This window comes from Maribacter aestuarii (assembly GCF_027474845.2).
Taxonomy (GTDB): domain Bacteria; phylum Bacteroidota; class Bacteroidia; order Flavobacteriales; family Flavobacteriaceae; genus Maribacter; species Maribacter aestuarii.
Window position 1 is genome coordinate 87671 of sequence record NZ_CP107031.2, and the last position, 12174, is coordinate 99844.

7 protein-coding genes are annotated in these 12174 nt (G+C 41.1%); 5 read left to right on the top strand and 2 right to left on the bottom strand.

Features of this window, described 5'->3' with window-relative positions; translation table 11 throughout:
* Positions 1-8 precede the first annotated feature (8 nt).
* Complete coding sequence (locus N8A89_RS00465) at positions 9-1598, bottom strand: amidohydrolase (protein ID WP_281540472.1); 1590 nt, start codon at positions 1596-1598, stop codon at positions 9-11.
* A gap of 289 nt (positions 1599-1887) precedes the next feature.
* Between N8A89_RS00465 and purL the strand changes: the two genes are divergently transcribed.
* The gene (gene purL, locus N8A89_RS00470; RefSeq protein WP_281540473.1) at positions 1888-5550 is read left to right on the top strand and encodes a phosphoribosylformylglycinamidine synthase; all 3663 of its coding nucleotides are present in this window, start codon (positions 1888-1890) and stop codon (positions 5548-5550) included.
* A gap of 71 nt (positions 5551-5621) precedes the next feature.
* On the opposite strand, the gene N8A89_RS00475 is transcribed toward purL, so the two are convergent.
* A complete protein-coding gene (locus tag N8A89_RS00475) occupies positions 5622-6224 on the bottom strand; it encodes a DUF4136 domain-containing protein (RefSeq protein WP_281540474.1) in 603 nt (200 codons plus the stop codon).
* A gap of 178 nt (positions 6225-6402) precedes the next feature.
* On the opposite strand from N8A89_RS00475, the gene N8A89_RS00480 reads away from it, so the two are divergent.
* From N8A89_RS00480 to N8A89_RS00495, 4 genes are all read left to right on the top strand, one after another.
* Positions 6403-6858 carry a GNAT family N-acetyltransferase gene (locus N8A89_RS00480; RefSeq protein WP_281540475.1) on the top strand — a complete coding sequence of 152 codons (456 nt, stop codon included), beginning with the start codon at positions 6403-6405 and terminating at the stop codon, positions 6856-6858.
* Positions 6859-6995: 137 nt separating this feature from the next.
* Entirely contained in the window at positions 6996-8768 is a 1773-nt protein-coding gene (locus N8A89_RS00485; RefSeq protein ID WP_281540476.1) for an AMP-dependent synthetase/ligase, read from the top strand.
* A 487-nt stretch (positions 8769-9255) separates the two neighbouring features.
* A complete protein-coding gene (locus N8A89_RS00490) occupies positions 9256-9708 on the top strand; it encodes a MarR family winged helix-turn-helix transcriptional regulator (RefSeq protein ID WP_281540477.1) in 453 nt (150 codons plus the stop codon).
* Between the two features lie 15 nt (positions 9709-9723).
* Positions 9724-12129: a 3-hydroxyacyl-CoA dehydrogenase/enoyl-CoA hydratase family protein gene (locus N8A89_RS00495; RefSeq protein ID WP_289644705.1), complete on the top strand. Its 2406-nt coding sequence runs from the start codon at positions 9724-9726 to the stop codon at positions 12127-12129.
* Positions 12130-12174 lie beyond the last annotated feature (45 nt).

The following is a 12174-nucleotide window of genomic DNA, read 5'->3' on the forward strand; positions in this document are numbered from 1 at the left end:
ATTTCCAGCTACTCCTTTAAAGTAGGATACTCCACACCCAATTGTTCCAAATAGGTGTCGTATTTGGTCTCATCGTAATAAAATTTCTCCAATTCGGACCTAAATTGTCCCTGTTTATCAGCGTTCAAGTATATGGGTGGCATATCATCTTCTGAAATCATGGGTATGAATTTGGTTTCCTTGGTCTGTTCGTTATTAAAATAATCCCATGCCCCTTCAAGCAGTTCTGGTTTCAAAAGAAAATCCAAAATGGTCATAGCTTCGGCTTTGGCACCTGCAACAACTCCTTTGTGGGCAATTGGCGTAGCCATGGAAATAGCATTGCTCCAATGATGTCCTTGTAGACCTGGAATGTTAGACGGAAAACGCATGGTCACCGTAGGTATTTTCCAGGAGATGTCGCCTATATCATCCGAGCCACCACTTATAGGTTCGATTACAGGTAGACCTATAGTATCAAGTTTGGTGGCCAGCCCTTCAATCTTTTCGGAATTCACCTCTGTTTGAACCGCCTTCGCTAACTTCTGGTCTGCCTCCGACCAATCGGGTAATCCTACCTGCTTTATATTTTTATACATGGTTTCTGCAATCACCTTATTGTAATGTCTCGGCCAAGCGGCTCCCAATATTTTTGAGGTTACCGTAGTCCCGGTCATCATGGCCGCACCCTTGGCAATATCATTAGCTTCATGGTACATTTCCATAATGCCATCATACTTGATATCCCTAAAATAGAACCAGATAGCAGCCTTGGAAGGTACCACGTTAGGCTGGTCCCCAGCATCGGTGAAGATAGAGTGCGAACGACGCAAGGGATGTAGATGTTCGCGCTTGTAGTTCCATGCAATATTCATCAGTTCCGCTGCGTCCAATGCACTTTTGCCGCGCCACGGAGCTCCTGCAGAATGTGCGGATTCCCCATCAAACGAATACTCCACTGAAATGAGACCAGTGCCGCGAGTTGGTCCATAGGATACAGTTAGATTATTGCTTACATGGGTAAATATGCACATGTCTATATCATCAAAAAGCCCGTCCCGAACGTACCAGGCTTTGGCCGCCACAAGCTCCTCTGCAATACCGGGCCAAAGAAGTAATGTTCCACCTATATTTTCACGTTCCATTAGCTGTTTTACGGCCAATGCGGCAGAAATATTCAAGGGAATACCCGCATTATGACCCTCACCATGTCCAGGCGCCCCCTCAACGATAGGTTTGTGGTAGGCTACCCCAGGATATTGTGAAGCTTTTGGAATACAATCCACATCACTCCCTAAAGCTATGGTAGGTCCTTTACCGTTACTCCAGGTCGCAAACCAGGCAGTAGGAATACCGGAAATGGAGTTTTCTATCTCAAAACCATTTTCTTTCAATATCCCCGTAAGGTATTCAGAGGATTCCGTTTCCTGAAATCCAAGCTCCGCGAAACTGAAAATCTTATCCACCATAACCTGGGATTGCTTCTTGTTCGATTCCACAATCGAAGCAGCTTCCGACTTCAATTTTTCTATTTTTTTATTGGATAGTTTCTTTTGGGAAAAGGAGTTTGCACAGGACAACAAAAATGCGGCTGCAAGGAGTATAGTTCTTTGTCTCATAATGGTTTTGAATTAGCGATTAAAAGATAGGTAAATCTCTTTACTTCTCATATTAGTTTGCGGAAGTATTACCAGTTTCTCAATAACAAACCAAGAAACCAATAGCATTCTGATTTATTAGGGATGAAATTTAAAAGCTGGTGACCGGTATTTAGTTGTGGGGATAGTGAACAATTTCAGTTTTTATATTATCAACACAACTGGTTGAAAACTGTTCCTTCTTGGATGCAAAAACAAGCCTTAAAATCGTAATTTTGCACTTTCCTAACCGCTCAATAGATAGGCAATTATGATTTATTTCTTTGGAGACCTGGCAACTAAAGTTTTTGCCGTCCAAACCACTCAAGAAATCAACGCACAGGATACAGAAAAGTTAATATGGTTGTTCGGCAACCGACCAAAAATCAACGCGGCGTCCCTGGACGCCTTTTTTGTTGGACCCAGGGCGGCCATGATAACCCCATGGAGTACGAATGCCACCGAAATCACCCAAAATATGGGGATTTCAAGAATCTTACGTATTGAGGAATTTAATGTTGTGGAAGAGGCCTTTACAGATTTTGACCCGATGCTATCTCAAAAATATAAGCGTTTGCATCAGGATATTTTTAAAATCGATGTTGTCCCACATAAGATTTTGTCCGTACTCGATATTTCTGCCTACAATCAAAAGGAAGGGTTGGCCTTAAGCGATGAGGAAGTGGCTTATTTAGAGAGTCTTTCCGAAAAAATGGGTAGAAAATTGACCGATTCAGAAGTCTTCGGCTTCAGCCAGGTGAACTCGGAACATTGTCGTCACAAAATTTTTAATGGAACTTTTGTGATTGATGGCAAGGAAATGCCCTCCTCACTTTTCAAGTTAATCAAAAAGACTTCTCAAGAAAATCCTAATAGTATCGTTTCGGCCTATAAGGACAATGTTGCTTTTGTAAAAGGACCCAAAGTCGTACAATTCGCGCCAAAAAGTGCAGACAAGCCCGATTTTTACGAGGAAAAAGATTTTGATTCGGTCATTTCCCTAAAAGCGGAAACCCACAACTTTCCAACTACCGTAGAACCGTTTAATGGTGCTGCTACGGGGTCGGGAGGAGAAATCAGGGATAGATTGGCCGGAGGAAAAGGTTCGCTACCCTTGGCCGGCACAGCGGTTTATATGACCGCATACTCCAGATTGGAAAAAGATAGACCATGGGAAAAAGGAATGGCTGAGCGACCCTGGCTGTATCAAACTCCGATGGATATCTTGATCAAGGCGTCCAATGGTGCGTCGGATTTTGGTAATAAATTTGGGCAACCCTTAATTTCGGGTTCGGTCCTCACTTTTGAGCACAAGGAGCAGAATAGAAGATTGGGCTACGACAAGGTCATCATGCAGGCAGGTGGCATAGGTTATGGTAAAGCGGAACAAGCACTAAAGGACAAACCTGAAAACGGGGATAAAATAGTAATTTTAGGAGGCGACAATTATCGCATAGGCATGGGTGGAGCTGCCGTTTCCAGTGCGGATACCGGGGAATTTAGTTCGGCCATAGAACTCAATGCAATACAACGCTCCAATCCAGAAATGCAGAAACGTGCCGCAAATGCTATACGTGGTATGGTGGAAAGCGATGAAAACCCCATCGTATCTATCCATGACCACGGTGCTGGTGGACACCTCAATTGCCTTTCCGAATTGGTAGAGGAAACAGGCGGAAAAATAGATTTGGACAAACTTCCTGTTGGTGACCCTACCCTATCCGCCAAGGAAATTATTGGGAATGAGTCCCAAGAACGAATGGGCCTCGTTATTGGAAAGGACGATGTAGACCTTTTAAAACGGATTGCAGATCGTGAAAGATCTCCCATGTACGAGGTTGGAGATGTTACAGGTGACGACCGATTTACCTTTGAATCTAAAACTACTGGCGAAAAACCAATGGACGTTCATCTATCCGATATTTTTGGAAGTTCTCCAAAGACCGTGATGACCGATTCGTCCGTGAAACGGGACTATAAAAATCCCGAATACAGTTTGGAATTTTTTCATGATTATCTAGATCAAGTATTACAACTGGAAGCGGTAGCCTGCAAAGATTGGCTGACCAATAAAGTAGATCGTTGTGTGGGTGGAAAAGTTGCCAAGCAGCAGTGTGCCGGACCCTTGCAATTACCCTTGAACAACATGGGCGTAATGGCGCTTGATTTTAAAGGAAAGGAAGGGATTGCCACCTCTATTGGCCACTCCCCCATTTCTGGATTGATCGACCCGGCTGCAGGTAGTAAAAATAGTATTGCCGAAGCTTTAACGAATATTATTTGGGCATCGTTAAAAGACGGCTTACAATCCGTTTCTTTATCCGCCAACTGGATGTGGCCGTGCAAGAACGAAGGCGAGGACGCTAGACTTTATGAGGCGGTACAGGCAATTTCAGATTTCTCCATCGCTTTGGGCATCAATGTGCCCACAGGAAAGGACTCCTTATCCATGAAACAGAAATATCAAGATGGTGATGTTCTATCCCCAGGAACGGTCGTAATTTCCGCTGCCGGAAATTGCAACGATATTACAAAAGTGGTAGAGCCTGTGCTTCAAAAGGATGGCGGGTCCATTTATTATATCAACTTATCTCAGGACGCATACAAATTGGGCGGGTCCTCTTTTGCCCAAGTTCGAAATGCCATTGGAAATGAAGCTCCGACCATTAAGAACGATGCTTATTTTAAGTCCGTTTTCGATTTAATGCAAACTTTGATCAAAGAAGGGCAAGTACTTGCTGGTCATGATGTTGCATCGGGTGGATTAATAACGACCTTTTTAGAAATGTGCTTTGCGGACAACGAATTGGGAGCGGACTTGGACCTTTCCGTTTTAAAGGAATCCGACACCATTAAACTATTGTTTTCGGAAAATGCAGGAATCGTTTTTCAATTGAAAGATAATATCATTGAAAAACTACTCGTGGATGCTCAAATCGATTTGAAAAAAATTGGTGAAGTTACCCATGAAGCTAAACTTACCATTAAAAATGATGGTATGGAGATGGGCCTAAATATATCATCGCTCCGTGACACTTGGTACAAGACTTCCTATTTGCTGGATGACAAGCAAACGGCAAAAGGCCTGGCAAAGCAACGCTACCAAAATTACAAACAGCAAGAGCTCAAATACACGCTACCATTTGACTTTAGCGGAAAATTACCCGTAATTCCTTCTGGCAAAAAACCAAAAGCTGCCATTCTTAGGGAAAAGGGAAGTAATTCTGAGCGTGAAATGGCAAATGCTATGTTCTTAGCTGGTTTTGATGTTAAGGATGTGCACATGACCGATTTAATCTCTGGGCGAGAAACCTTAGCAGATATCCAATTTTTGGGGGCCGTTGGTGGATTCTCCAATTCGGATGTACTGGGTAGTGCCAAAGGCTGGGCAGGAGCTATTAAATATAATGAGCGTGCGAACAAGGTCATTAAGGACTTTTTTGCTAGACCCGATACCTTGTCCGTGGGAATCTGTAACGGTTGCCAACTGTTTATGGAGTTAGACCTCGTTAATCCAGAACATGAAACTCATGGTAAAATGACCTATAACGATTCTGGAAAGCATGAAAGTAATTTCACGTCCGTGAAAATCGAAAAGAACAACTCCGTTATGTTATCATCATTAGAAGGAGCAACTTTAGGTGTTTGGATATCGCACGGCGAAGGTAAATTCAGTTTACCACTTACCGAGGATAATTATGATATCGTAGCTAAATATGGCTATGATGCTTATCCCGCCAACCCCAATGGGAGCGATTTTAACACCGCGATGGTCTGTGACAAAACGGGCCGCCATTTGGTTACTATGCCTCATATTGAACGCTCCATCTTTCCTTGGAACTGGGCCTATTATCCTACGGATAGAAACGACGAAGTTTCCCCTTGGTTAGCTGCTTTTGTCAATGCCAAGGAGTGGATAGAAAATAACCGATGACTTAGAATTCATCGGTTATTTTCATGGTCCCATTACGGTTTTTAAATATTGGGCTTAATCCATATTTAGGGTTATTTCTTCACGGGATATTTGGCGAAAATATCATCAACATATTTTGCAATTGCCCTAGAATTATTTTGGCCTTTTGCAATGAAGTTGTAAGCATTTGCTTTCCAAAGTACATTCTTTGTTTCCCGGTCAACAATACTTAACATGAGTGTTCCCTCCTTATAGGTGTCATAATCTACATCATAACCAATAAGTTGGGTATAGTCAGCATATCCATAATAGTAATATGGTTCGTACAAATTACCGACCCTGTAATTGGTCGTATAATAAGTTGGGTAAGTCGCGTAAACAGGTTCTTTAACCCTCGTTTGTTCCGTATCGGTTTGAGTACCGATTAGGACCAACAAATCCGGTTCGTCACGATCCAGTTCATATCCTAAATCTTTCATGTTTTCATTTACCCTGGAGATTACTGCTGTGCCTACCGTATTATCATTATAACCCTCTATCTCATCAAAATTTCCGTTCGGTAAATATGCAAAAGTCTCATAGTTGGATAAATTTTTTGAAGTGACTTTAGTTGTGTTGACCATAGGACCACAGGCAAAGAAGCCTAATGCTGTAATTGTAAGGAATACCTTTTGTAATCTAAATCCAATTTTCATAACGTGTTTATTTTATTTTCTTTCCCCAAAAATAAAGCGTCCCTAAAATTTCTATTGACCCATTTCGTATTAGAATTGAACGCTATAAATTCGTTATAGATTTCATAACTTTTGCAAATTAAATATTGGGTCCTAACCTATCACATTCAATTTTGACTCACTAATCCGCAGATTAAAAATGTATAAAATTCGAAAATGTCAAAAGGAAGACGTGCCCGCAATCGTAGCCATGCTGGCAAACGATAAGCTAGGCATGCTCCGTGAAGATTACCGAGAGCCATTGGCACAGAAGTATTATGATGCCTTTGAAAAAATTGATAGTGATAGCAACCAACAATTGGCAGTGATTGAAGACGAGCGCAGTAAAGTAATCGGAACGCTTCAATTGAGTTTTATACAATACCTCACTTATCAAGGCGGAAAACGGGCACAGATAGAGGCGGTAAGGGTGCATAAAGATTACCGTAATAAAGGTATTGGAAAGCAATTGTTTGCATGGGCCATAAATGAAGCAAAAACCAAAAAGGCCCACGTAGTTCAACTCACCACGGATAAAAAAAGACCGGAAGCACTTAAATTTTACGAATCCTTGGGGTTTAAGGCAAGCCATGAGGGTTTAAAGCTTCATTTCTAAGGGTGTAAACCCAAAAAATTATGACAACACAGTCTAATAATTGATAATACAATAATAGAACTGTCTACTAATTAAAAAATCCATTTTAAAATCCCGTGTTCTTTCCCTATTTTGCAATAACTTATTAGAAACCAAGTATGCAAAAAGTTACCCGTTTATTCGATTTTCCATATTATCAGTTGGAGAAATATAATTTGGAGAAGTCCTTAGTCACTAAGTATGATGGGAAGTGGATAGCCACTTCTACCCAAGAATATCTGGACAAGGCAAACGCCATGAGCAGGGCCCTTTTACGAATGGGTATAAAAAAGGATGACAAGATTGCCCTGATCTCCACCGCCAATAGGACCGAATGGAACATCATGGACATTGGGGTTTTGCAGGTTGGGGCACAGACCATTCCCATATATCCGACCATTTCCGCCGAGGAATATGAATATGTCTTAAACCATAGTGAATCCATTTACTGTTTTGTTTCCGATGAAGAAGTGCTTCAAAAGGTCAAAAAAGTAATGAAGAACACCAAACTAAAAGAAGTCTACAGCTTTGACGAGATTCCTGGCTGTAAGAACTATGCAGAGCTTTTTGAGCTCGGTGCGGATGAGAGCAACTCGGATATTGTTAAGGAGCGAATGGATGCAGTTAAACCTTCGGATTTGGCTACCATTATATATACTTCTGGTACCACTGGAAAACCAAAGGGAGTAATGCTATCCCACAATAATATTGCAAGTAATGCTTTGGCAGGTGCTAAAAGGCTTCCCCTGATAGAAGGTGAAAACAGGATTTTAAGCTTTTTGCCTATCTGTCATATTTTCGAACGCGTATTGATCTATATCTATCAATATTCTGGTTCCACTGTATATTATGCAGAGGGAATCGATAAAATTGGAGAGAACATTAAAGAGGTGAGTCCTCAGTTAATGTCAGTAGTCCCCCGTTTATTGGAAAAACTTTTTGATAAGATATATGCAAAAGGTACTGAACTCACAGGTATAAAAAAGAAATTATTCTTTTGGGCCGTGGAATTAGGAGATCAATGGGAGCCGTACGGACAAAATGGATGGTGGTATGAATTTAAATTAGGTATTGCCAACAAACTAATTTTCAGTAAGTGGAGAGAAGCGCTAGGTGGTAGTTTAGTAACCATGGTATCGGGTAGTGCAGCATTACAGCCTAGACTAGGCCGCATATTCGGGGCTGCAGGAATGCACGTCATGGAAGGATATGGTCTTACCGAGACATCGCCTATTGTGTCAGTAGGAATGTATGTAAACAAAATGTACAAGGTTGGTACGGTAGGAAAAGCCATTGAGGATGTGGAAATAAAAATCGCCGATGATGGGGAAATATTGATCAAGGGTCCGAATGTTATGATGGGGTATTACAAGGACCCGGAAAAAACCAATGAAGTAATGACGGGGGAATATTTTCATACAGGAGATAAGGGCGAACTGGATAGTGATGGTTTCTTAAAAATAACAGGACGTAAAAAGGAAATGTTCAAAACCTCCGGTGGCAAGTATATCATTCCTACCCTGTTAGAGAACGAATTAAAACAATCGCGATTCATTGAACAGGTGATGGTCATTGGTGAAGGAGAGAAAATGCCAGCGGCCTTTATACAGCCCAACTTTGAGTTTGTTCAGGAATGGATAGTAAAGAAAAAGATAAACGCAGGCAGTACTCCAGAGGAATTAGCAGCTTCTGAGGAGGTAATTAAACGCATTCAAAAAGAATTAGATACTTGCAATAAGCATTTTGGCAAGTGGGAGCAGATAAAAGTTTTTCGATTAACCCCTGAGGTTTGGACGCCAGATTCAGGTCATCTCACCCCTACTATGAAAATGAAACGAGAGATCATCAAACAAAAATATATAGATCTTTATAATGAAATTTATGAACATTAGGATTTGACAGCGTGTTTGAAAAACACTTATCCTTATTAAGCGATAAACAGTTTGCCGAACGCACCAGATACTGTCTTGGAATAGCTATTGCTTTTCTTTTTGAAATGATACTCCTAATAGTTATGGCCATAATGTAAATTTCAAATCAAAACAACACGGCTACCTTTACGGCTTTACCACCGAAGATTTTACTACCCCTTGTTTTTTTCCCTATGAGCTATTCATCCATCCTAAGTAAAGGAATCGAAAAGAGAAAAAGGAATTCTCCTAACTGACATCTATCCAAATACTAAAATTACCGTTTAATCCTTTTCAATTCCATTATTCAAGAACACGGGTTCAATTTATATGGTTGTTGTTCGTCTATCCTACTCATACTCACTAACCCTCGTGCACGAGAAAACTGCTTAGTTAAACAAGTATTTTTACTAAAATTTATTATGCATGCATAATAAATTTTTATATATTTGGTAGCCAATAATTCATTATGAAAGAATTAACCATTGATTATGCACTAAGAGCTACTTGGCAAGCCGTTGCAAGGATGTACAATGAAGAGGCTAAAAACTTTGAGACAACCATGGCAATTGGTTTTACGCTCTTGAGCATTGATCCTAAAACCGGTACTCCCAGTACCGCATTAGGTCCTAAAATGGGTATGGAAGCTACTAGTTTGTCCCGTATTTTAAAAAGTATGGAAGAAAAGGGATTGATAGAGAGAAAACCCAATCCGTCCGATGGACGAGGGGTACTTATTCATTTAACGGGCTTTGGTCTAGAAAAAAGAATGGATTCGAAGAACGTGGTATTGAGATTCAACGAAGTGGTTAAACAACATGTTTCAGAAGAAAAATTAAAAAGTTTTTTTGAGGTTACGGAAACCATCAACAAACTTATAGCGGATAAAAGTATTTACACTAAAGACACATCAAACCATTAAAACAGCTTACAATACATGAACAGGCACATAAATAAAGTAGCGGTAATAGGCTCGGGAATCATGGGAAGTGGTATCGCTTGTCATTTTGCCAATATAGGTGTGGAAGTCCTTTTATTGGATATCGTTCCGAGAGAATTAACCGATAAGGAAAAAGCAAAAGGACTTACGTTGGAGGACAAAGTTGTTCGCAATCGTTTAGTAAACGATTCGCTGACTGCAGCGCTAAAATCGAAGCCCTCCCCTATTTATCATCAAGACTTTGCCAAAAGAATAACCACAGGTAACTTAGAAGATGACATCGCCAAAGTTTCCAAAGTAGATTGGATTATTGAGGTAGTGGTAGAGCGACTGGATATTAAAAAGAAGGTTTTCGAAAACCTAGAAAAGCATAGAACTAAAGGAACCTTAATCACCTCAAATACTTCCGGTATTCCTATAAAATTCATGTCCGAAGGTAGAAGTGAAGATTTTCAAAAACATTTCTGCGGAACGCACTTTTTCAATCCCGCACGTTACTTAAAATTATTCGAGATTATTCCTGGCCCTAAAACTGCTCCTGATGTTTTGGATTTCCTAAACGGTTATGGGGAACAATTTCTTGGGAAAACTTCCGTAGTTGCCAAAGATACGCCTGCGTTTATAGGAAATCGCATCGGTATTTTTAGTATTCAAAGTCTTTTTCACACGGTGAAAGAAATGGGTATGACCGTGGAGGAAGTAGATAAGCTTACCGGTCCTGTAATCGGTAGGCCAAAATCGGCCACTTTTAGGACGGTTGATGTAGTTGGATTGGATACCTTGGTGCATGTTGCTAATGGTATTGCCGAGAACTGTAAGGAAGATGAGCGCCATGAACTGTTCGCTTTACCGCCCTTTATTTCCACAATGATGGAGAATAAATGGTTGGGTAGTAAAACAGGGCAAGGTTTCTACAAAAAATCCAAAGACGAAAAAGGAAAAACGGAAATATTGACGCTTGATTTGGATACGATGGACTATCGGTCTAAAATAAGTACAAAATTCGCAACGTTAGAGCTGACGAAAACCATAGATAATGTCGTAGATAGATTTTCTGTACTCGTAGACGGAAAAGATAAAGCCGGGGAGTTTTACCGTAAAAGTTTTGGTTCGTTGTTTGCCTATGTATCGCACCGTATTCCAGAAATCACGGACGAGCTCTATAAAATTGATGACGCCATGAAAGCAGGATTTGGTTGGGAACATGGTCCCTTCCAGATTTGGGATGCCGTTGGCCTGGACAAAGGTCTGGAATTTATAAAAGCGGAGAATCAGGAAGCGGCCAAATGGGTTCATGAGATGAAAGCCGCAGGAATCGACTCTTTTTACAGTGTAAAGGATGGGGCTACCTATTACTATGACATTCCTAAAAAAGAAATGGTAAAAGTTCCAGGTCAGGATGCTTACATCATTTTAGACAACATTCGAAAATCTAAAGAAGTTTTCAAAAATAGTGGTGTAGTCGTAGAAGACTTGGGGGACGGCATTTTAAATGTCGAGTTCCAATCCAAAATGAACACTATAGGTGGCGATGTGTTGGCCGGATTGAACAAGGCGATAGACTTGGCGGAAAAAGAGTACCAAGGTTTAGTCGTAGGTAACCAAGCGGCAAACTTTTCTGTTGGCGCCAATATTGGAATGATATTCATGATGGCGGTAGAGCAAGAGTATGATGAGCTCAACATGGCCATCAAGATGTTCCAAGATACGATGATGCGTATGCGTTATTCGTCAATCCCAACGGTATCGGCCCCTCACGGTATGACCTTGGGAGGTGGGTGCGAACTTTCGCTTCATGCCGATAAGGTGGTAGCGGCCGCGGAAACCTATATTGGACTGGTAGAGTTTGGAGTTGGCGTAATTCCTGGAGGAGGGGGTTCCAAAGAGTTCGCTCTAAGGGCATCGGACTCTTTTAGAAAAGGTGATGTAGAACTAAACATATTACAGGAGTACTTTTTAACCATTGGGATGGCCAAAGTTTCCACATCGGCCTATGAGGCTTACGATTTGGGTATTCTTCAAAAAGGCAAGGATATCGTTGTGGTGAACAAGGATCGACAAATTGCAACAGCCAAAGCCCATGCCAGGTTAATGGCGGAAGCAGGATATACAAAACCTCCAACACGTAACGATGTTAAAGTATTGGGAAAACAAGCTTTAGGTATGTTCTTGGTAGGTACGGATTCCATGGAAGCGAGCCACTATATCAGTGAGCACGATAAGAAAATTGCGAATAAATTGGCTTATGTAATGGCCGGTGGTGATTTGTCCGAGCCAAGCTATGTTTCCGAACAATATTTGTTGGATTTGGAACGCGAAGCCTTTTTATCGCTCTGTACGGAAAGAAAGACATTGGAACGGATTCAACACATGTTGAAAACTGGTAAACCATTAAGAAATTAGATAAACAGGTAGTGGGACGGTTAGCTAGTTTAATACCATTCCAAT